Source organism: Nostocoides sp., assembly GCF_037045025.1.
In the GTDB taxonomy this organism is placed as follows: domain Bacteria; phylum Actinomycetota; class Actinomycetes; order Actinomycetales; family Dermatophilaceae; genus Nostocoides_A.
Map to the genome: position 1 here is coordinate 220,191 of NZ_JBAOHM010000009.1, position 22,012 is coordinate 242,202.

16 protein-coding genes are annotated in these 22,012 nt (G+C 69.7%); 7 read left to right on the top strand and 9 right to left on the bottom strand.

Annotated features, from left to right (window positions below; translation table 11 throughout):
* Positions 1–14: 14 nt before the first annotated feature.
* Positions 15–1,421, bottom strand: a complete 1,407-nt coding sequence (gabT, locus tag V9G19_RS10110) for a 4-aminobutyrate--2-oxoglutarate transaminase (RefSeq protein WP_462285344.1) — start codon at positions 1,419–1,421, stop codon at positions 15–17.
* A gap of 156 nt (positions 1,422–1,577) precedes the next feature.
* Here gabT and V9G19_RS10115 point away from each other — a divergent pair, with 156 nt between their 5' ends.
* Together V9G19_RS10115 and V9G19_RS10120 are read left to right on the top strand one after the other, a co-directional pair.
* Complete coding sequence (locus tag V9G19_RS10115) at positions 1,578–3,149, top strand: PucR family transcriptional regulator (protein ID WP_462285345.1); 1,572 nt, start codon at positions 1,578–1,580, stop codon at positions 3,147–3,149.
* The gene (locus V9G19_RS10120; protein WP_462285346.1) at positions 3,146–3,901 is read left to right on the top strand and encodes an aminoglycoside adenylyltransferase domain-containing protein; all 756 of its coding nucleotides are present in this window, start codon (positions 3,146–3,148) and stop codon (positions 3,899–3,901) included. Before V9G19_RS10115 ends, V9G19_RS10120 begins: the two co-directional genes overlap by 4 nt.
* Positions 3,902–4,248: 347 nt before the next feature.
* Here V9G19_RS10120 and V9G19_RS10125 read toward each other — a convergent pair whose 3' ends face one another.
* The 5 genes from V9G19_RS10125 to V9G19_RS10145 all read right to left on the bottom strand — a co-directional run bounded on the left by V9G19_RS10125 (position 4,249) and on the right by V9G19_RS10145 (position 13,496).
* Positions 4,249–5,709: a biotin carboxylase gene (locus V9G19_RS10125; RefSeq protein ID WP_462285347.1), complete on the bottom strand. Its 1,461-nt coding sequence runs from the start codon at positions 5,707–5,709 to the stop codon at positions 4,249–4,251.
* A complete protein-coding gene (locus V9G19_RS10130; RefSeq protein ID WP_462285348.1) occupies positions 5,706–6,965 on the bottom strand; it encodes a serine hydrolase domain-containing protein in 1,260 nt (419 codons plus the stop codon). The genes V9G19_RS10125 and V9G19_RS10130 overlap by 4 nt, the downstream gene beginning before the upstream one ends.
* On the bottom strand, positions 6,962–8,362 hold the full coding sequence (locus V9G19_RS10135; RefSeq protein ID WP_462285349.1) for an amino acid permease: 1,401 nt from the start codon (positions 8,360–8,362) through the stop codon (positions 6,962–6,964). The genes V9G19_RS10130 and V9G19_RS10135 overlap by 4 nt, the downstream gene beginning before the upstream one ends.
* 1,844 nt (positions 8,363–10,206) lie before the next feature.
* Complete coding sequence (locus V9G19_RS10140) at positions 10,207–11,562, bottom strand: DUF222 domain-containing protein (protein WP_462285350.1); 1,356 nt, start codon at positions 11,560–11,562, stop codon at positions 10,207–10,209.
* Between the two features lie 614 nt (positions 11,563–12,176).
* Positions 12,177–13,496 carry a C45 family autoproteolytic acyltransferase/hydolase gene (locus V9G19_RS10145; RefSeq protein ID WP_462285351.1) on the bottom strand — a complete coding sequence of 440 codons (1,320 nt, stop codon included), beginning with the start codon at positions 13,494–13,496 and terminating at the stop codon, positions 12,177–12,179.
* 138 nt (positions 13,497–13,634) lie between these two features.
* On the opposite strand from V9G19_RS10145, the gene V9G19_RS10150 reads away from it, so the two are divergent.
* A complete protein-coding gene (locus tag V9G19_RS10150) occupies positions 13,635–14,870 on the top strand; it encodes a sensor histidine kinase (RefSeq protein WP_462285352.1) in 1,236 nt (411 codons plus the stop codon).
* Entirely contained in the window at positions 14,870–15,496 is a 627-nt protein-coding gene (locus V9G19_RS10155; protein WP_462285452.1) for a response regulator transcription factor, read from the top strand. The genes V9G19_RS10150 and V9G19_RS10155 overlap by 1 nt, the downstream gene beginning before the upstream one ends.
* On the opposite strand, the gene V9G19_RS10160 is transcribed toward V9G19_RS10155, so the two are convergent.
* Positions 15,456–16,307 carry a PIG-L family deacetylase gene (locus tag V9G19_RS10160; RefSeq protein WP_462285353.1) on the bottom strand — a complete coding sequence of 284 codons (852 nt, stop codon included), beginning with the start codon at positions 16,305–16,307 and terminating at the stop codon, positions 15,456–15,458. The genes V9G19_RS10155 and V9G19_RS10160 overlap by 41 nt on opposite strands.
* A 24-nt stretch (positions 16,308–16,331) precedes the next feature.
* Complete coding sequence (locus V9G19_RS10165; RefSeq protein WP_462285354.1) at positions 16,332–16,814, bottom strand: MarR family winged helix-turn-helix transcriptional regulator; 483 nt, start codon at positions 16,812–16,814, stop codon at positions 16,332–16,334.
* A gap of 144 nt (positions 16,815–16,958) precedes the next feature.
* Here V9G19_RS10165 and V9G19_RS10170 point away from each other — a divergent pair, with 144 nt between their 5' ends.
* On the top strand, positions 16,959–18,797 hold the full coding sequence (locus V9G19_RS10170; protein WP_462285355.1) for an ABC transporter ATP-binding protein: 1,839 nt from the start codon (positions 16,959–16,961) through the stop codon (positions 18,795–18,797).
* 3 nt (positions 18,798–18,800) lie between these two features.
* On the opposite strand, the gene V9G19_RS10175 is transcribed toward V9G19_RS10170, so the two are convergent.
* The gene (locus V9G19_RS10175) at positions 18,801–19,373 is read right to left on the bottom strand and encodes a helix-turn-helix domain-containing protein (protein ID WP_462285356.1); all 573 of its coding nucleotides are present in this window, start codon (positions 19,371–19,373) and stop codon (positions 18,801–18,803) included.
* A 50-nt stretch (positions 19,374–19,423) separates the two neighbouring features.
* Here V9G19_RS10175 and V9G19_RS10180 point away from each other — a divergent pair, with 50 nt between their 5' ends.
* Positions 19,424–20,677 (top strand): MFS transporter, encoded by a 1,254-nt coding sequence (locus tag V9G19_RS10180; RefSeq protein WP_462285357.1) that lies wholly within the window; start codon positions 19,424–19,426, stop codon positions 20,675–20,677.
* Complete coding sequence (locus V9G19_RS10185; RefSeq protein WP_462285358.1) at positions 20,674–21,930, top strand: serine hydrolase domain-containing protein; 1,257 nt, start codon at positions 20,674–20,676, stop codon at positions 21,928–21,930. Before V9G19_RS10180 ends, V9G19_RS10185 begins: the two co-directional genes overlap by 4 nt.
* The last annotated feature ends 82 nt before the right edge of the window (positions 21,931–22,012 follow it).

Below are 22,012 nucleotides of genomic sequence, written 5' to 3' on the forward strand. Positions count from 1 at the left end.
GTCCCTTCCATCGGTCACAAGCCCTTGCACGCGTCCGTGAGGACGGCCAGCCCGTCGAGCAGCAACTCGTCGCTCATCACCAATGGTGGGAGCAGCCGGATGACATTGCCATAGGTGCCGCACTGCAGGGTCACCACGCCCTGGCGGTGGCAGGCGGCCATGACCGCCGCGGCGGCGTCGGGAGCCGGGTCCTTGGTCCCCGGGACGACGAATTCGACGGCGAGCATGGCGCCGCGGCCGCGAACCTCACCGATCCAGCCGTTGCCGTCGGCGGCGGCCTCGAGCACCGGCCGGGCGAGCGCCTCGATCTGCCGGGCCCGGGCGAGCAGGTCGAGTTCCTCGATGGTCTCGAAGACGCCGAGGGCGGCGGCGCAGGCGACCGGGTTGCCGGCGAAGGTCCCACCGAGACCACCCGCGGGAACGGCGTCCATCAAGTCCGCGCGGCCGGTGACGGCGGACAGCGGCAACCCGCCGGCCAGGCCCTTGGCGGTGACGATGATGTCCGGGACGACCCCGTCGTGTTCGCAGGCGAACATCTCGCCGGTGCGGGCGATCCCGGTCTGGACCTCGTCGGCGATGAGCACGATGCCGTGGGCGCGGGCGAGGTCGGCGACCCCCGTGAGGTAGGCCGCGGGCGGCACGATGAAGCCGCCCTCGCCCTGGATCGGCTCGATGACGATCGCCGCGGTGTTGTTGGCGCCGATCTGCTTGACGACCAGATCCTCCAGGGCCGCGAGCGCCTCGGTCGCGCACCGCTCCGCCGTGGTCGGCCAGCGATAGGGGTAGGCGAGCGGAGCCCGGTAGATCTCCGGGGCGAACGGGCCGAAGCCGTCCTTGTAGGGGATGTTCTTGGCGGTCATCGTCATCGTCAACAGGGTCCGGCCGTGGTAGGCGTGGCCGAACGTGACGATCGCCTGCCGGTGGGTGGCCACCCGGGCGATCTTGACGGCGTTCTCGACGGCTTCGGCGCCGGTGGAGAAGAGCGCGGTCTTCTTGGCGTGCGTGCCCGGGGTGAGCCGGTTGAGGATCTCGCCGACCTGGACATAGCCGTCGTATTCGGTGACCAGGAAGCAGGTGTGGGTGACCTTGGCGACCTGCTCCCGGACCCGGCGCACCACGGCGGGAGCGCTGGAGCCGACGGTCGTGACGGCGATGCCCGAGGCGAAGTCGATCAGGTGGTTGTCGTCGGCGTCGAGCAGGATGCCGCCGCCGGCACGTTCGACGAAGACGGGCAAGACCGTGCCCAGCCCGTCGGAGAGCACCTGCTTGCGATGGGCATGGCGCGCAAGGGACTTCGGTCCGGGGATCGGCGTGCGGACGATCCGGGTCTGCTCGGGCCAGCCGTCCTCGGCGGGCGCCGGGCCCGCGGCGGGTGCAGGGTCGCCCGGGGTCGGTGTCATCGTTGCCAGGTCTGCGGCCATCACGGTCCTCCGCCTCATCTGCGCCGGGGCACGCCCCCGGCGGGTCCCTCAACGCTAGGGAGGAAGGCGGTGGACGTCTGTGGACATAACGTCCATTCAGGGCTGATACTCGGGACGATCCGTCCAACGAGGAACGGGCCGATCGAGAGGAACACGATGCCGCTCACCGTCGAGGAGCTGTGCGCCGACGAGAGCCTCGGCCTGCGTCTGGTCGGCGGACGCTCCGGCCGGCGCAATGTTATCGGGTGGGCGCACACCAGCGAACTCGTCGATCCGACCGACTGGCTCGAGGGCGGGGAGTTGCTGATGACCCTCGGGCTGCAGCTATCCGAGGACCCGGTCGAGCAGCGGGCGTATGTCGAGCGGCTGGCCGGGACGGGCCTTGCCGGGCTCGCCTTCGACGCCGGGATGATCCATCCGCAAATCCCCGCGGCCATAACGGCGGCCGGCGACGAGTTCGGGCTCCCGGTCATCGCGATCCCGGCACCGACCCCCTTCCTGGCGATCTCGCGTGCGGTCATCTCCGCGGTGACCGCCGATCAGGTCGCCCTCGTTGCCCAGATCTCCCGCGACCAGGAGCGGTTGGCCAGCGCTGCTCTCCTGCACGGCTCGGGGGGAGTTCTGGCCACCTTGCAGCGCGCGCTGACCGCGACCGCGGTGACCATCGATTCGGGTGGCGAACTCGTCGAGTCGGCCGGGCCGGGTGCGGCCGCGCTGGCACGCCGGGTCGGCGACCAGCTCGCCCAGCGCGCCAAACGCCGCCAACGCAGCTTCAGCCATGGCGACGACGACGGCTATTTCATCGTGCAGGCGCTGTCGAAGTCGACCGGGGCAGGGTATCTCGCGGTCGGCGGAAGGGACCGGCTCAGCTCCAACCAGCGGTTGCTGGTCAGCCACGCGGTCACCTTGCTGTCCATCCTGCTCGACCGGCCGGCTCATCTGCACGAAGCGGAAATGCGCTTGCGGCGCTTGCTTTTCCGCTCGCTGCTGCGGCCAGGAGCCGATGTCGATCAGGGGTTGCTCCGCTATGTCGGCTTCGCCGAGGGACAACCCGTCGCTGTCGTGGCCTTCGTCGACGCGGGGCCGCCGCGTGGCGCCGAGGCGGCGGTCGACGAGGCGGTCAACGCTCTCGGTGTTCCGGCGCTGGTATTGGCTAACGCCAAGGGGCTGGCGATCCTCACCGCCGCGCGCGCGGCGCGGGAGGTCGCCGAGGCGGCCCAAGGAGCGCTGGCGCCGCGCCGGCGCACGCGCCCGTCGGCCGGGATCGGTTCCGCGGGGGACCTCTCGGCGGTCGTGGACGGTTATCGGCAGGCCTTCGCCGCCGCCCGGTATGCCGCCGCCGAGCCCGGCCAGATCCTCGGCTTCGAGGAGCTCGGCATCTTTGACCTGCTGCTCGGCACCCAGCCCCGCGACACCCTCGCCGCGATCGCCGGCTCGGTCCTGCGGCCGCTCGATGCTGCTGCGCACGGCCATCCGGGCGAGCTGCTGCGCACGGTGAACGAGTTCGTCGCTCAGGGTGGGCACTGGGAGGCGACATCGGCTTCGCTTGGCGTGCATCGGCATACGCTGCGCAATCGCATCGAGCGAATCTCGGGCCTGCTCGGCCGCGACCTGACCCAGGCATCCGAACGCGCCGAGGTCTGGCTCGCGCTGCGGGCACGAGAACTGCTCAGCCTGACCTCGTCGTCACCCGGCGACGAGAGCCCCGGGGTTGGGAGGGCCCGGTGAGCGGGCAGGTGGACGCCGCGCTCGGGATTCTCCGGGAGCGGCTCGGCGACAACCTGATCGGGGTCTATCCGCACGGGTCGTCGGTGGTGGGCGGGCTTCGTCCGGCGAGCGACCTGGATCTGCTTGCGGTGGTGCGTTGTTCGCTCGATCGTGCTCAGCGGGTCGACCTGGTCGAGCGGCTGCGCGCGATGTCCGGCCCGGGCGCCGGGGGGCGGTCGCTGGAGGTCACGGTCGTCGTGCGCGATCAGGTGGTGCCGTGGCGTTATCCGCCGGTCTGTGACTTCTTGTATGGCGAGTGGCTGGTCGAGGAGTTCGAGCGGGACGGGCCGCCAAATCCCTTCCCCGAACCCAACCTGGCGATCGAGATCACCCAGCTGCTCGCGGCCGGCCAGGTCCTCCACGGGCCTGAGCCTGCGGCGGTTCTTGCGCCGGTGCCCGCCGCGGATCTGGTCCGGGCGAGCGTCGACGGCATCGACGGCCTGCTCGCCGACCTGGGCCCGGACACCCGCAATGTGCTGCTGACCCTCGCCCGGATCTGGTTCACCGTCGAGACCGGGTCGGTGACGTCCAAGGACGCCGCGGCGACCTGGGCCGGCGAACGCCTGCCGCCGCAACTGGCACCGGCGTTGGCGCACGCGCGCTGGCTCTACCTGAACGCGACCTACGCCGAGGAGACCTGGCCGCCCGAGGTGCGCGCGGTGGCGCCGGCGTGCGCCGAGCACATCGTGGCGCGCGTGCGCGGACAGCGGTAGTTGCGCTCAGGCGCAGCGTGGCCCCAGTCAGCACCGAGTTCGGCCTCCAGGACCCGGATGGGCTGTCTGGTCGAGTTGGTGGCCACGTCCCACCCGACGGATAAGTCCCCGGCTGGCAGGTCACCCAGGCAGAGAACCGACGAGTCCCCGCCGAACTGCAGCGCACCGTCGTGTGACGTGGGTGTCGGCCCCGAGGCATGGCTGGCACACGAAGCCAGCAGCGCCACAGCCAGCAGCCCGCGTGTGACCTTGGGGTAGTTCTTGACAACAACCCTCCCTGGAGTGCAGCCGGGAGGACCGTTGCTGCCACCCACATAACGATAACTTGCCAGGAGCACCCGTCCGGATCAAAGAGCCTTGGAGCCGAGCAGGGCGGGCATCGGCATCGGCGCCTGCCCGAGGGGGGAGGAAACATACTGCGAGCGCAGACCGGCGACGATCTGCTCGCAGCGCGGGGTAAGCGTTTTGGGGTCGTCGGTCTGCATGCGGGTCTTGGCCATGACGATGCCGAGGTCGGCGCCCTTGAACAGATAGTCGCCGGGCCCGTAGACGCGCATGAAGAACAGGTCGCCGTCATCCTGCAGGCCGTGCCAGTCGCGCGACGGGCGCCGGTATTCGAGCTTGCCGCCCGGCTGGATCGCCCAGGTGCCGGTGCGTGGGGCGGCGTGGATCTGGCTCACCGCGTCCTCGGGCTGCTTGAGGATCAGCTGGCTCCACTGATCGATCGCGGCCAGCTCGCTCCAGCGCTCGTTGATCTCGTCGGTGTCGATCGTGTAGTCGACGTCCATGTGCTCGAGCAGATGGAACAGATAGAGCGGGAGGTCGGCATACGCGCCGGCGGTGACCATCGTGATCGGGGAGGCGCCGGAGATGCGCGGGTTGAGCTCGCCGAGATAGACCTCGTCGGTGTCGAGGTCGATCAGCGTGTCCACCTCGAAGAAGCCGGTATAGCCTTCCAGCGCAAGGCGATCACCGAGTTTGCGCACCAACGCCGTTGCAGCGGCCCGCTGTTTGGCGGTCATCACCTCGGGGAAGACATCGTTTCCGCACCAGCCGCCCTTGTAGGGCGTCATCGTGTCGTAGCCGGTGAGGTCGATCATGAACGGGCCGACGATCGTTCCGTGCCGGGTGATGCACCCCTCGACGGCGAGCGCGGTGTTGCGGATCCGCTTCATGATCTTGGCCTCGACGCCAGCGAGATCCATCGCGTGCTTGTCCCAATCGGCCTGGCTGGCAACGAAGAAGGTTGTCTTTCCGGAGTCGCCATAGGGCAGCTGGATGACCAGGTCGTCGCCGAGTCCAGTCTCACCGGCGATCCGCAACAGGTCGGCATACGAGTCGGCGGCGGCGAGCGTGTTGGGCACGCTGGGTGCGCCGGCCTCGTTGCCCAGGCGGGTCGTCTCTAGTTTTGAGTCCAGCCGCTTGCGCAGGGCAACCGGCGGCAGGGTGAGTCGATAGCCGAGATCAGCGCAGATCGCCTCGGTCTCCTCGTCGATAAAGACCGCCATCACCCGCGGGGTGCCGCCCCGGGCGGCGAGCTTGGTACGGGCCTCGTCACAGGTGAGCAGGTGGTTGGTGATCTCCTCGGCCGAGGTGAACGTCTTGCCCGGATCTCGCTGCGGGGTGATCATCCGGGGGTGCTCGCCGTCCCACGGGTCGTAGTAGGTCAGGTAGTTGAAGTTGCGCACCCACCGGTCGAGCCCGAGCAGGTTGAACGGGGTCGGCCCGACGAAGTAGATCGGCTCGTCATTGGTGCGATAAAAGGTGCGGATCTCGGAGATATTCCGCAGCTCGTGGGTCGGTCTCATCGGTGCCTCCGGATCGCGGGTGGGTGGCTGGCGAAGTAGGCGCGGCCGAGGTGATCGGCGATCACCTCGAAGGCCGCGAGCGCGTCATAGAAGTGTGCACCGTTCTGGGCGGTCGGCCACGTGGACAGTTTGACACCGGTCATCGCGGCGCGCTGGTTGACATAGACCATCTGGCCGTGGATGCCGAGCGCCAGGAAGGTGGTCCGGTCGGCAAACGGCACCCAGATTTGGTTGCGGTAGTGCCCGCCGGGCATGCCGGTGGGGGAGGAGGTCTTGGCAAAGGCGGTCCGCAAATCCTCGGTGCCGAGCAGGGTGTCGGCGGTGAACCAGCTCGGGCCGACCTTGCGGCCCGACGGGCTGATCCCGCTGTGCCGCAACATTTCCGCGAAACGCGCGACGTCGCGGGCGGTCGCCGACATCCCGCCGTCACCGACGGCCGTGCCGGCGCTGTCGATCGTGATCGTCGCATCGTCGGCGGCGCCCATCGGCTCCCAGACATGGTCGTGGATCTGCGTGGCCAGGTCGGTGCCGCTCGCTGCCTCGCACACCCAGGCCAGGGCGTTGGTCTCGCTGGAGCGATAGTGAAACTCCTCGCCGTGCGGGCGCTCCTGGGGCAGGGTCCGCAAGAACTCGTGCAGCGTGCCGGGCACATCGGGGCGAGGGGTGCGCCAATGCGTGGCGTGCTCCATCAGATAGACGTCGGCATTGGGATCGTGGTAGGTCTCGTTAAACCGGACCCCCGAGCGCATGTCGAGCACGTCCCGCACGGTCGCAGAGCCGAAGCCGCAGCCGGCCAACTCGGGGACGATCTCCTCGATGCGGGCGCCGATGTCGAGAATGCCGTTGTCCGCCAACGTCACCGCGACGAGACCGACGACGGTCTTGGTGACCGACATCAGCAGGTGCCGGGTCTGCGGGGTCATCGACGCGGCATACGACTCGGTTTTGACGACGCCGTGATGGAGGACGACGAAGGCGTCGCTGAAGGTGTCCTCGAGGACTTCTTGGATGCTGGTATGCCCGATGATCCGCCCGGTCGCGTCATAGCGCGGGCTGGTCAGGTCGAGCAAGGGCTGCTCGTCGACGGTCAGGGGCTCCGGGTGGGAGGACGCGGGAATCGTTGTGGTGGCGAGGATCTCGTCGAGGTGCAGGAAGGTCCACCGGTTGTATGCCGGTTCGGCCCAATTGTCCAGGGTCACGCCCCGCTCTCGCGCCGCGGGCGAGAGCGGGTGGGTGGCCAGGGGGGTGCCGGTCATGGCGCGGGCGGTGCGGTCTCCGGCTCGACGCTGCCCTTGAGCCGATAGCCGCGGATCGCCCGGAAGGCGAGGAGCAGCACGGCCCACGAGGCCAGGCCGAGGGTGATCTGGGAGCGGGTGTCTCCGCGCCAGGCCATCGAGATCAAGATTGCGACCATCGCGATCATGGTGAGGATGGTCAGATACGGGAAGCCCCACATCTTGAACTTCAACACCTGACCGGCGGCCTCGGCACGGCGGCGCAGGACCAGTTGCGATGCGGCGATGAGGATGTAGGCGAACAGGATCACCGCGCCCGAGGAGTTGATCAGGAAGCTGAAGATCGTGTCGGGCGAGACGTAGGCGGCGATCACGCACGCGTAGCCGACGAGCGTGGACAGCACGATCGCCCATACCGGGACACCCCGGGAGCTGACGTGCAGCACCTGTGGTGGCGCCTCGCGGCGGGCGGCGAGGACGAACAGCATTCGGGAGGCGGTGTACAGGCCGGAGTTGAGGCAGGACAGGACCGAGGTGAGGACGACGGCGTTCATGATGCTCGCGGCATACGGGATGCCGAGCTTCTCGAACGCGCTGACATAGGGGGAGGCGCCGAGTTCGGTTGAGTTCCAAGGGAGAATGACCGCGAGGAGGAAGACTGAGCCGACGAAGAATAGTGAGATCCGCCAGACGACCGAGCGGGTCGCCTTGGTCACCGCGCGCTCCGGGTCGTCGGACTCGGCGCCGGCGATGGTGGCGATCTCGGCGCCGACCATCGAGAAGACGGCGGTGACCATACCGGCGAGGATGATCCCCTTGCCGTTGGGGAAGAACCCGCCGTGCGCCGTGAGATTGCTGAAGTCGAGCTTGCTGTCCGGCCACAGGCCGAGGACGAACAGGCTGACGGTGATGAGGAAGACGAGGATTGTGGCGACCTTGATCCCGGCGAACCAGTACTCAAACTCGCCAAATGTCCTGACGGAGTAAAGGTTTGTCGCGGTCATCATCAGCATCAGGATGAGCGACATCACCCATAGTGGCGCGTCGATCCAGTACTGCAGGATCTTGGCGCCGGCGACCGCTTCGAAGCCGACGATGATGACCCAGAAGTACCAGTAGAGCCAGGCGACCGAGAAGCCGGCCCAGTCGCCGAGCGCCACCCGGGCGTAGTGCGAGAAGGAGCCGGTGTGCGGGTTGGCGACCGCCATCTCCCCGAGCATCTGCATGACCATGATGATCAGCACGCCGCACAGGGCATAGGTGAGGAAGGCGGCCGGCCCGGCCTCGTTGATGACGACGCCGGAGCCGACGAACAGCCCGGCGCCGATGACCCCACCGATGGCGATCATCGTCAGGTGGCGTTGCTTTAGGCTCTTGTGCAGACCGTCGGCCCGCACCTCCTCCGTCGATGCTGTCACTGCCCCGACCTCCTCCGACACTGCAGGGGGCTGATGTCCTGCGAGCGTGGCAGCGGGTGCCCGGGTCGGCCATGGACATGTCGTCGCATCACGCCCGATCAGGTTGGACATTCCGGCCCTGGTGGATGGGGGGTTACCCAGCGTAAGCGGATCACCAGCCGGGACTGGGGACATCTGGCTGGGGCATATCTGGCTCCCCAATCGATCCTGCTCTCGGCTGGCGTCGCTGACCAGGCCCGCGGGTCGAGAGGACCGGTCGGCACGGTTCTGGCCCACAAAACGTACCGACACGCTCCTCTCGACCCGGCCGGGCCGATCATCCTCCGCTCCGGGACAACGTCACGGACCTACCCACCGGTAGCCCCTCGTCCGGCGCCCAGCAACGGCCCAGCCACGCCATTCACCGAACTCTTCGGTCAGAAGGGGGGTTCGTCGTCGGTGGGGTCGGGCCGGGGGATGTCGATGTGGACCGGGTGCGGGTAGGTGTGGTTGGGGCAGGTGATGGTGTCGCTGCGGATGGGCCGGCCGGTGCTGACCGTGGCCTCGCCGTTGCCGTCGGGGTAGAGCCGGGCCAGGTCGCGGGTGAGCTGAGCGTGTTCTCGGGTTCGCTGGGGGGCGGCGGTCTCGGTGTGGGCGTCGGCGATGGCGTGTTCGAGGTGGTACTCGAGGGCGGTGATCCGGTCGGTGGGCCGGGTTCGGCAGCCGCGTGGCGGGTGGTGGTCCTGCCGGGTGGGCGCCGCGGGCGCGCCGGTGGTCTCGGTATCGCTTGCCCCGGGCTCGGTGGGAACGGTTCTCTCGGCCGCAACGGTGGTCTCGGCGGCAACGGTTGTCTCGGCGGGCCGCGGCTCGGCGGCAACGGTTGTCTCGGCGGGGGCGGTTGTGTCGGCGGGGGCGGTTGTGTCGGCGGCAACGGTTGTCTCGGCGGGGGCGGTTGTGTCGGCGGGGGCGGTTGTGTCGGCGGCAACGGTTGTCTCGGCGGGGGCGGTTGTGTCGGCGGCGGCGGTTGTCTCGGCGGGCGGCGATTCGGCGGCAGCGTTTGTCTCGATCAGCCGCCGTTTCGTCTCTCGGCAGGGTCGAGGCGGTGCGCGACGGTCCCGGCCCAGGATCTGGCCGGGGATCTAGTTCGGGATCTGGTTCGGGGTCGGGCAGGACGATGGTGTGCAGGCGGTCGATGGGCATGCTCGATTGGACGGTGGCGGTGGGGCTGGTCCAGGTCACCGTCCCGTCGGGGTGGAGCCGGACGTGCCAGCCGGGGCGTTGTTTGATCCGGTGGTGGCGCCGGCACAGGCAGATCAGGTTGCTCGCGGCGGTCGGCCGGGTGGGCCAGGCGCGGACGTGGTCGAGGTCGCAAAACCGTAGCCCGATCGGGCAGCCGGGGAAGCGGCAGCGCCCGTCCCGGGCGCGCACCAGGGCGGTCAGGTCTTTGCCGGGGCGGTAGGCGGTGGTGGCCAGCCGGTCACCGATATCGAGCAGGGCCCCGGTGACCGGGTGGCACGGGGCCCGGGTGATCGTGGCGGTCGCGGCGATTGCTTCGAGCCAGGCGCGGGTGACCAGCCAGGGCGCGGTCGCGGTGCCGGTCACGATCTCGATTAGGTCCCCACCCGCCGTGCGGGGCGGGCAGCCCGCGCCGCGCACACCGGTGCCGGCGCGCACACCGGTGCTGCCGGGAGAACCGGCGCCGGTGCCGGTGCCGCCGGTGCTCGTCGGTGTCGCTTGCCGGCGGGAGCGAAGGCGGTGCCGGCCAGGTCGCGCGCGGTGAGTTCCTCGCCGGCGTCGCGGTCACCCGGCGCCGGTTGCGCCGGTCGTCGATGTGCGTGTCGGTGCCTGGGCCCTGACCCGCCAGGTCATCGCGGGTGTCGCCGGTCGTCGCTCTCGTCGTCGGTGTCACCGTCGCTGTCGTCGCCGCTGTCGTCGTCGGTGTCGGTGTCGGTGTCGGTGTCGTCGCTGTCGGTGTCGGTGTCCCGGCTGCCAGTGTCCGGGGTGCCGGCGTCATGATCGTCCACATTGTCGGTGCCGCGGCCGGGAGCATCCGGGCGCCCGGCCCCGCCGGGCCCGTCACCGCGACCATCCGGAGCGTGCCCGCCGAGACCGTGACCGCTGGGGCCGTCGTCGTCCGGTCCGTGGGTGTCGTCACAGCCGGGGTGATCGGCGCGTGGCTCGTCGGTGTCGTCGTCACTAGGAATGTCGTCACCAGGAGTGTGGTCGTCGCCACCGCCGCCCATGCCGCCGGTATCGCCCGTGTCGGGGTCGCCCGGGTCGTCGGGGGTGTCGGGGGTGTCGGGGTCGAGGACGGTGGCGGGCACGCCCAGGGCCAGGGAGACGTCGATGGTCGCGTTCCCGCAGACCAGATCGGTCAACGCCTTGCCGCGGGCGGCCTCGATCGTCGGGCACACCTTGTCCGCCAGGTAGGCGTGGGCCAACGCATCCACCGCCTGCCACGCCACCAAAGCGTCCTCACACGGGAACCGGCCGATCCACTCATCGACCCCATCCCCGACCGCCCGCCGGGTCACCCCCACCCGGGCCCGCTCCCGGGTGGCACGTTGACGCACGAACTCCGGGCTAATCGACGCCAACAACCGCCGGACCCGCCGCCGCAACTGCGGCGCCGTCTCCCCCGGGAAGTACTCGCTGATCGCGGCGACCACCGCCGCCGCCACATCAGGCGGAACCTCAGCCAACTCCTGGGCGACCACCGAGGCCCGGTAACCATCCAAGGTCCCGGCCGCTTGCGCCGCCCGCAACCCGCCCAGGCCGGTGCACGCCGGCTGCGGCGGGGCACCGAGCACCGGCTCGTCCGGCAACCCGCCCGGCGGGTCCTCCCAGGAGTCTTCGTGCAGGGTGAACCGGTCCCCGGCGATCGCCAACGCCGCATCCACCCGGTGAGCGGCGAACGCCCGGGTCGCGGTCAACGCGTGCGCGACCAGGTCTTCCCCGTCCAACACCGCCCGGCCCAGCCCGATCACCCGCTCCGAAAGGGTCCCGTCCTCGTCCCAGTCGTCCTCGATCGCGACCAGCCGCACGATCGCCGCGTCCTGCGCCGCGGTCAAAGTGTTGATCGCGGCCTGGCACTGCCCGACCAGCGCCTGCCAGCCCGCCCGCGACCGGGAGGCACACCCCTGGGACGCCGAGGCCACCACCTCGGCAAGACCCGCGCACAGCGCTGCCATGGCCGGGTCGCCCGACCCGGCACCCGCCATACCCCCGCTAACCGCAATCACTCCGGTCTACACCCCCTGTGTATGCCACTAGTCTACTCCGATATAGTTATGATAACAAGCGATGATCATGGCTTTTTTCCGGAAGTGACAACAGATTTCGACTCAGCTCGGCTAAGGCAATCGCGAACCGGATCTCTTGATTGAGGCCGGGGGAGTGATTGGGAAAGCGTGTGCTGGATCCGGTTCGCTCAACGGACTGCACGCGCACAGCAAAGCCGGGATGGACAGCATCGCGGCGACCTACCGCTGCCAGCACAACGCCTCGACGTCCTCCCGATCCTGCAGGACCATAACGCGCACGTCGAGCATCCCGGCCGTGGCTGGGGTCCGCGAACCCGCCTAACGCTGCTGAGACGAAACCGACGCCGAATTCGCCGACCTGAACCTGCTCTGGACCCAGGTGGGCGTCCGGCAAGAACCAAGCGACCACCAGCGGGCAAGAAGCGGCTCTACGACAATGGGTCCCGCGCTCCGCGCCGGCGTACATCGGCGCATGACTCTAGTGCCAGCGGGACCAGGCGGCCTGCTTGGTGGTGCCGGAGGCGTCGCCCACCGTGCTCCAGGAGGAGGTCGCGGCCAGGAGCCGGGCCGAGTCACCAAGCGCTGCCCCGATGATGGCGCTCAGGTCGAGCAGGGCCGAGAAGGCCTCCACGGATGCGGTTGCCGCCAGGGCGCGGATCGCCGCCTCGGCTGCGGCACGGTCGTGGCTGACCGGGTCGGTGGGCGGCTGGCTCGGCTGGCTCATCGGGGACCTCCACCGTTATGACCTCGTCGGGATCGTCGAACCGGCGCGTCCAGGTGCGGCCGGGCCAGTGGTACTCGACGCTACCGGTGGCCGGGCGGTAAGCCGCGGCATACAGGCTCCCGAAGCCGCGGGCATAGTCGGTCGTGTGCAGCGGAGGAGCCACAAAGGCGGCGACCAGGTGTTCGCGGTCCGGACGGTCGGCGAGCAACCGAGTGAGGCGGTCGTGCCGCAGCGGGCTGCGCAAGAGGGCGGCCAGATGCGAGTCCTCGACGGTGTCGAGCCGCTGATTGGTCGCGACCTGGTCGCTGCTGACCAGCGCCGGTTCTCCGGGCGCGACGAAGACCGTGGCGTGACCGCCCGCGGTGTCGACCAGCGAGATGTTATAGCACTGCGCGATCGGCACGCGCCGAAGCAGGGCGATCGCCTCGGGGACCGTCGCGCACGTCTCCAGCAGATAGCGCAGGACAATCGGTATGCCGAATCCCTCGCCGGTGCGTCCGGGCCCACGGCCGGCGCGGCCGCCATAGGTGAGCGAGACCGCCAGGCCGGCGTCATTCATCCCGTCGAGCAGTCCCCATAGGCAGTCCGAGGTGCCGAGCACGCGGCGCCGGCCGGAGTAGTCCGTCGAGGCGACTACGCCCTCGAACAGGGCGGGGTCATAGTCGTAGCTGCGCACGAGCACCGGGTCGGTGCCCGGCAGGATCGCCTGGGAGCAGCCGGTGACGAAGGGGGTTGGGCACCACAGGCTGAGCAGGCGGCCGGTCTCGTCGGTGCTCGCGCCGGTGGCGGAGGCGGCGAGCGCGGTCAGGCGCTCCCACGTGGAGAGCAACTCGGGAAGGTGGGCGGCCAGTGCGTCGCGGCAAGCGGCATACGAGGGCCGGGTGGTGCGGCCCTCGGCGTCGAACCAGCGTCGATAGGCCGGCCAGGTCTGGCGGGCCAGGGCCTGCCAGCGCGCGCCGGGGCGCTCCTCGCGATAGGCGTGCATGGTCAAGGTGAGTGCGGGCTGGCCTGCCCGGCGGGGCGCGGAGGGCGCAGCGTGGGTGGACCGGGCTGCCGGACCGGCGAGGTTGACGGCAGCGGTGGGCGCAGCGAAGGAGAGGCCATAGGCGAGCCAGGCGCGCCAGTCGGTGACATCGGTCGGCGGGGAATGCTGCGTCAAGGTCGTCATGACGTCAAGTATTACTTGACGAAGCTCTCCGTGTCAAGTCATCCTTGACGCTGGCGTGCGGCTACGCCGGGACAGGTCCGTCTCCCGCCCCTTCTTGCCCATCGAAGGGACGGGGTCTGGCGTGAGACCGTAAGGACCATGAGCACGTTCGCCGAGCCTTCCTCGCGGGAGGACCTCGACCGGTTCTGGGAACGACAGCAGGCCTACTGGCATCTGTTCTTTGCGCTGGTGTGGATTACCGCGCTCTTCGTGACGGTCGCTGACGACCACGGCCCGCGCGGTCTGTGGCCGGAGGTCGGCTGCATGGTCGGTGTGGGGCTGGCGTATGTGCTGCTGGGCTGGCGCGGCCTGCTCGAACCCGATCAGGCCCGGGCCCGGGCCTACCTCCTCATCGTCTGGACGCTGGTCATCCTCACCCAGTGGCTCAATCCGGGCACGGAGACGTGGATCCTCTACTTCATCCTCTATCCGCAGCTGTGGGCGATGTTGCGCACCGCTCACGCGATTGCGCTGACGATCGTGGTCACCGTTGGAGTCGGTGTGCTGCGGCTAGCGCAGTCCACGCGGGAGCCGGAGGAACTCGCCGCGATCGGGGTCGGCGCCGCCATGTCCTTGACGCTCTCGCTCGCGCTCGGGCTGTTCATCTCAGCGATCATCCGGGAAGCCAATGCCCGCGCGGTGACGATCGACCAACTGTGTGCGGCCCAGGAGCAGCTCGCCGCGGCCGAGCGTGACCGGGGGGTGCTCGCCGAGCGCGAGCGCCTATCCCGAGAGATCCACGACACGCTCGCGCAGGGGTTTACCAGTGTGTTGACCCTCGCTCGGGCGGCGAACGCGGCGCTCGGGCGCGGGGACGCCTTGACGGCAGCGGCCCGGCTGGATCTCATCGAACGCACCGCCGTCGACAACCTCAGCGAAGCGCGCCTGATGGTCGCGGAACTGACGCCGGGACACCTGGAATCGCGCTCGCTGATCGAGGCGTTGGGGAGGTTGTGCGCGACGGTCCGCAGCGAGAGCGGCCTTGATGTGCGCCTGCAGGTCGAAGGGGAGCCGAGCTCGTTGGGTGGGGCCGGCGAGGTCGTGCTCTTCCGAGCGGCGCAGGAGGCGCTGGCCAATGTGCGCAAGCACGCCGCCGCGACCCGCGCCGAGGTCACCGTGGCCTATGCGCAGGACGTCGGGTTGACGGTCACCGACAACGGCCACGGCTTCGATCCGACCACGGTCTCTGGCGGATTCGGCCTGGATGGGATGCGGGCCCGGGCCGGCGCCCTGGACGGCGCGGTGGCCGTGGACGCCAGTCCCGGACAAGGAACCCGGGTGAGCGTGACCCTGCCGGTCAACCGTCCGGTGGAGAGTTCGGGGAAGTCGCGATGATGCTGCGCCTGGTTGTCGCCGACGACCATCCGGTGGTCCGGGCTGGCCTCATCGCGCTGCTGTCCGAGCAACCCGACTTCGAGATCGTTGCCCAGGCCGGCAACGGGGCCGAATGCATCGCGCTCGTCGCCGAGCACCGACCGGATGTCGTGCTCATGGACCTGCGGATGCCGGTGCTCGACGGGGCCGCGGCGACGGCCCAGCTCGCCCGCTCGCGCGAGGCTCCGCCGGTTCTCATCTTGACGACCTATGACACCGATGCCGACATCGTGCGGGCCGTCGAGGCCGGCGCCCGGGGCTATTTGCTCAAGGACACGCCGCCCGAACTGCTCGCGGCAGCGGTGCGGGCCGCCGGGCGCGGTGAGACCGTGCTCGCCCCGACGGTCGCGGCGCGGCTGAGCGAGCGGCAGCGCCGACCCGCCGGGGCCGATCTGACACCACGGGAGATCGAGGTGCTGGCGCTGGTGGCCGAAGGGTTGAGCAACGCCGACGTCGGCGCGCGGCTGTTCATCGGTGAGGCCACGGTCAAGACCCACTTGATCCGGACCTTCCAAAAGCTCGATGTCACCGACCGCACCGCCGCAGTCACCGAGGCTTATCGCCGGGGTCTGCTCGACCTGCCGTGACCGCCCCGCCCAACTCCCCCGCGAACGGCCAGCCACGCCGCATCCCGGGCTCGGCGCCGGGCTCGATGTAGTGCTCGACGCCGAAGGCGGCCGCGAAGACCTCCTCGGGCAGGGCGAGCATGCCGTCGATGTCGGTCTGTTGGCTGCGGTGGGCCTCCAGCGCACGGCGCCGTTGGGCCAAGTAGGCGCTGACGTCGACCTGCCAGGTGATCTCGGCCTCCGGGGTCCCGAACGGCAGCCCGTCATCCATTGGGGAATCGGGGTCGAAGGCGAGGTCGGCCATCCCGGCGGCAAGGGCCGCCTGATAGAAGCCGCGGGTTAGGTCGCGGTTGGACGTCGCCTCGAGGACGCGGGGGCGTCGAGCGGCCAGGCGGGCGGCCGCGTGCAGGACCCGGTGAACCTGGACGTGATCGGGATGGCCGTAGCCGCCGTGATCGTCATACCCGACGACGATGTCGGCGTCCTCACGGTCGAAAATCGCGGCGAGCTTGAGTCCGGCGTCCGTCGGGTCGATGCTGTGGAAGGCGCCCGGGTGGTGATTCTGCTCCCACCCGGTCATCCCTGAGTCGGAGTAGCCGAGCCACTCCACGCGGGAAACGCCCAGAGCAGCAGCAGAATTCATCGCTTCGACGCGGCGCCGGTCGACCAGCTTCTCGCCGTCCCCGAGGTCGTCCGGAACCTCCCCGTGCTCGCCATTGGTCGCAAAGACGAGGACCACCCGGCTTCCCTCGGCCGCCGCCCTAGCCATCGCCCCGGCGGTTTGGGACGCCTCGTCGTCGGGATGGGCGTGGAAGAAGACGATGGTCGGCACGCACGTCAGGATGTCACGCGGGAATCACGGCCGAAGCAACTCGCCGAGGATCCGGCGCAGCGCCTGCCGATCGGGCTCCGAGAGCCGGCCAAAAAACGCCTGCGCCTGCTCCCGCCGGGTTCGGGCCACCTGCGCGGCGACCGTATGCCCGTGCGGTGTCACGGCCAGCAGTGTCGCCCGGCGATCGCTCGGGTCGGGGGAGCGCTCGACCAACCCGCGTTCCTGCAGAGCGTCGGCGACCTCGGTGGCCGAACGCGGCGCGATGCGCAATCGGTCGGCGAGCTCCGACAAGCGCAGCGGCCCGTCCTCGTCGACGATGCGCAGGGCCCGGCCCTGATGGGGGGCCAGGTCGGGAGCGCCGTCCTGACGAGACCAGTTGTGTCGCAGGACGCGCAAGGTCCGCGCCAACAAGACGTCCAGCGACTCATCCGCTGCGGCCGGGCCGGCAGCGACCGGTCCCCATCGCTCGCCCGGACCCCGGTGGTCGCTTCCTGGCGCGCTGGGCATGGAGGCAGCATACGAGCCGGTCCCCGCGCCACCTAGCCTGGGGAACAGCATCCGGGATTGTGTTGTTGCCAGATAGTGAGGTAACCTCTAGAACAATTGAGGTAACCTCACCATTGTGGACCTAGCGAAAGGAGGGTCGTGCCCATGAACGAGGGTATGAACTCCGCAGGGGGCCGACGGGCCCCCACGAAGGTCGACCCGCGGGATCGAGCCCAACTGGCGCTCTCCCCGGTCGACACCCGCCGTGTGCTGGCGCTGTTTGCGCCCCATAAGCTTCCGGTGGCGCTCGTCGTCGGGATCATCGTGATCTCCTCGGTCGTCGCGCTCGCCCAGCCCTTCCTCGTCAAGGCGGTCATCGACGATGCCTTGCCGCACAGCAATATCCGGCTGCTCCTGCTCGCGGTGGGCGGCATGCTCGCCGTCACGATCGTGACCGCCCTACTCGGCGTCGTGCAGACCTGGATCTCCACGACGGTCGGCCAGCGGGTGATGCACCGGCTGCGCAGCGACGTCTTTGCCCACCTGCAGAAGCAGTCGATGAGCTTTTTTACCCGCACCCGCGGGGGAGAAGTGCAATCGCGGATCATCCAGGACATCGGCGGGATGCAGTCGGTCGTCACCTCGACCGCGACGTCGATCGCCTCCAATCTGACCACGGCGGTCGGCACGGCGATCGCCATGGTCGCCCTGAGCTGGCGGCTGTCGTTGCTCTCGCTCCTCGTCATGCCGCCGGCGATCTGGCTGACCCGGCGAGTTGCGCTGATTCGCCAGGAGATCACCGCTCAACTGCAAAAGCGGTTGGCTGACATGCACGTCCAGGTCGATGAGGGCCTCTCGGTGAGTGGTGTGCTGTTGACCAAGACCCTCGGCGCCGGCCGGCAGGCGAGTGAGCGGTTTGCGGCGACCTCGGGAGAGCTCGTCGACCTCGAGCTGCGCTCGCAACTTGCCGGGCGGTGGCGGATGGCGACGATGTCCATCGTCTTCGCGACCATCCCGGCCCTGCTCTATCTGGCCGCGGGCTTCCCGGCCACGAGCGGGGGCATGACGATCGGCACGCTGGTCGCCTTCACCGCACTGCAGGCCGGGCTCTTCCGGCCGCTGATGGGGCTGCTCAACGTCGGTGTCCAGTGGATCAGCTCGATGGCGTTGTTCAGCCGGATCTTCGGCTATCTCGACCTGGTCACCGACGTGCCCGCGCCAGCGTCTCCCGCCGAGGTCGACCTCACGGCCGTGCGCGGCGAGGTCCGCTTCGACGACGTGACTTTCACGTATGCCGCGGACGCACCCCCCGCGGTCGCTCACGTCTCGCTGGTGGTCCCGGCCGGGTCGAGCCTGGCCCTCGTCGGTGACACCGGCTCGGGCAAGTCGACCCTCGCCTCCCTCGTCGCCCGGTTGCGCGATCCCTTGGACGGGGCGGTCTCGATCGACGGCGTCCCGCTGCCGGCCATGCGCGAGGAGGATCTGGCCGCGATCGTCGGCGTGGTCACCCAGGAGACCTATCTCGTCCACGATACGATCCGCGCAAATCTATTGTTGGCCAAGGCCGATGCCACCGAAGCGGAGCTGTGGGCGGCGCTCGGCGCGGCCCAGGTGGCCGACCTCGTCGGACGCCTCCCGGACGGCCTCGACACCGTCGTCGGCTCACGCGGGCACCGCTTCTCCGGCGGCGAGAAGCAGCGCCTCGCCATTGCCCGGACCATCCTGCGCGATCCCAAGGTGCTCATCCTCGACGAGGCGACCTCGGCGCTGGACAACCGCACCGAGCGCGCGGTTCAGCAGGCCATCGACAACCTCAGCGAGGGCCGGACCACGATCACCATCGCCCACCGGCTCTCGACGATCCGCGACGCCGACCAGATCGCCGTGCTGCACCGCGGCCGGGTGGCCGAGATCGGGACGCACGACCAGCTGCGTGCCCGGGGCGAGCGCTACGCCGCGCTGCTCGCGGCGAGCGAGCACGCGGCATACGAGGTGGCGGCCTGAGGCTCAGACCGGGCCGAGGGCGGCGGGATCCGCGGGGACAAGGAGGATGTAGCCGTCCATGGGCACGGCGCCCTCGGGGTGGTCGCGCGACGTGCGCCCCCCGAACTCCTCCAGGGCCTCGCCGATAGCGGCGTTGAGGGCCGCCGCCTCCTCGGGCGTGATCCAGAGCCGACTGCGCCGAACGGTGCTCAGCTCGTGCAGCCGACCCTCGGCCCCGGCGGCCCGGGCGAGCGCCTGGTCGACCTCATCGCCCCACAGGGCCAGCAGCTGATCTCCGAGGGCGGCCGGAATCCCCTCGTAGGCCGCCGGCGGAATCGTGAAGTCGTCGGCTGCCGAGAGCCAGGGCCGCTCGCGTCCGTCCTCAGACTCCCCGCGCCGGACGATCCCCCATTTCTCCAGTGCCCGTAGGTGGTAGCTCATCGCCGACGGGCTCAGGCCGCACAGTCGCGCGGCCTGGGTGGCCGTCAGCGATTCCCCGGCGTAGAGCTCGCCGACCACCCGCTGGCGAGCCGGATGCGCGAGCGCCCGCAGTGCCCGCGGATCCGTCAGGGTCAGTTGGGTCCGGGGAGTACTCATGGCCCCAGAGTAGTTGCGCAGCGGAGTTATGAAGCGTATCTTTCATAAGTATGAAGGGAATGCTTCAGATTATGGGGGTTCGCGAGATCCGGCTGGCGCTGCCCGCCCTCGTGCTCTCGGTGGTCGGCGACGCCATGGCCTTTGTCGCGCTGACCCTGCGCGTGCACGGGTCCGGTGCGGGTCCGTATGCCGTTGCCGCGCTGCTGTTGTGCTTCTCGCTTCCGGTTGTGGCGACGATGGGGGTGGCCGGGGCCCTAGCCGACCGGCTCGACCCGCCGCTGCTGATCGGAGTCGCCGCTCTCGGGCAGGCCCTGGCCAGCCTCGGCCTGGCCACGTCGAGGTCCCTGCCTGCGACCTTCGCCCTGGTAGTCGTGCTGCAACTCGGGTTCTCCGTCACCAACCCGACGCTGACCAGCGTGCTGACCAGGGCCGTCGGCGACGAGCATTTGGGACAGTTGACCTCCCTGCAGCAGGCCCTGTATGCTGCGGCCTCGCCGATCGGCGCGGCGCTCGGGGGAGTCATCGTCCAAAGCCATGGTGACGCAATGGTTTTCGTCATCGACGCGTCGAGCTATATCGTGTTGGCAACGCCAGCCCTCGGCCTCGGGCGGGGAGTCGTCCTTCCGGTCGCGGCGTGGCGAAGCGAGCGGCTGCCGTTCCTGCCCCGGGACGGCTGGCGCGCCGTGCACGCGAGCCCGCTCGCCTCGGCCTTGCTGTGGGCGCTGCTGCCTTTCGTCGTGACCCTGGAGAGCATGAACGCCGTCGAGGTCTTCCTCGTGCGGGATGAACTGGGCGGCACGGACGCGGACTTCGGGTTCTGGCAGGCGCTCGCCGGGGCGGGAGCGCTCGTCGGCGCGCTGCTGGGCGGCGTCATCACGAGCGACCACCGGCGGGTCAAGGTCGTCGTCGGCTGCTTGACCGCCATGTCGGCGCTCCAGATCGGCGTCGGTGTCGCACCGTCGTTGGGGTGGCTGTTCATTCTCGGCGCGGCCCTCGGGCTGGCCAACTCCCTTAGCAACGCCGCCCTTGTCGCGGTCTTCATCCGCGCGGTCGCACCCGACCTGCGTGGCCGCGCGATCGCGTTGCTCAACGGGCTGGCCCGGGCCACCTCCTTGCTGGCGCTCGGGCTCGGGGGCTTCGCCGGCGCGCAGCTGGGACCGCGGCTCAGCTTTGTCGTCGCCGGTATCGCCGGACTCCTCGTCGCGGCTCGGGCGTGGCGCGCGCTGCGGAAGGCCAGCCTTGAGCCGACTATCCCGCGGGCGCCGCGGCCGGCTGCGGCGCGACTTCCTACGATGGAGGGGTGAGCGAGCCTGCTGTCACCCAGCACCCCTATTACCACCCGCAGCCCGGCACCGCCTGGGAGCACGTCGACACCGCCGGCAGCCTGCTCGCCGGCCCGACGCCCCTCGTCACCCTGGCGAACTGGCAGGAAGAGCCGCACCACGTCTGGTCCTTCCAGCACATGCGCGAGCTCATGCCGAGCCAGGTCATCGACGGCACCGACGAGCCGCGCCCGCTGCCCGAGGCGCCGAGTGATCTGTCGGCTCTCGAGGTGCCGGTGGCCTGGGCCCCAACCGTGGAGGAGTTGCTCGATCGCACCCAGACCGACGCCTTCCTCGTCTTGCATCGCGGCGCGATCATCGACGAGCGATATGTCGGACGGATGGGCCGGCGCCGGCGCCACCTGGTCATGTCGGTCACCAAGTCCATCGTCGCGTGCGTCGCGGCCAGCCTCGCCGGTGACCGGCTGCTTGATCCGGACGCCCCGGTCGAGGCCTACGTCCCGGAACTGGCCCGCTGCGGGTATGCCGGCGCGCGCGTGCGCACGGTCCTCGATATGCGCTCGGGGGTCACCTTCCGGGAGACCTATCTCGATCCCGACTCCGAGGTGCGGGTCATGGAGCGCTCGATGGGCTGGGCCCCGCGCAACCACGGCGACCCCCTCGGGATGTATCCCTACATCCTGACCACCACGGCCGGGCGGCCGCACGACGGCGTCTTCGACTACCGCTCGATCGAGACCGATGCCCTGGGCTGGATCGTCGAGCGCGCCGCCGGAAGGCGGATGTCCGAGCTGATCAGCGAGCGCGTCTGGAAACCGATCGGCGCCTTCCACGACGCCGAGATCACCGCCGACCCGTTGGGCGTGGCCATTCACGACGGGGGCCTGTCGGCCACCTTGCGTGACCTGGGCCGGTTTGGCTTGATGCTGCACGACCACGGCGATGTCGCCGGGCGGCAGGTGCTGCCGCACTGGTGGATCAGCGACGCCGCCGCGCCGCCGGTCGACGTCCGCGAGGCCTTCGCCGCCTCGGTCAACGAGCCCGTCCTGCCCGGCGGGTGGTATCGCAACCAGTTCTGGTTCGTCCCGGGCGACAATGGCCCGATCCTGCTGTGCCTGGGCATCCACGGGCAGATGGTCTTTGTCGAATGGTCCACCGGGCTGGTCGGGGTCAAGCTCTCCACCTGGCCGCTGCCTCAGGACGGCGACAAGCTGGTCGCGACGATCAACGCCTTCCGCGCCATCGGCCGGACACTCGCGCGAGAAGGAGGATGACCACCGCTTCGCCCGGCAGGAACGTGGATCGTTGGGAAAAAGAGGGGACGCGCTAGGTAGCGGCTTTCCGGGTCGCAGCCTC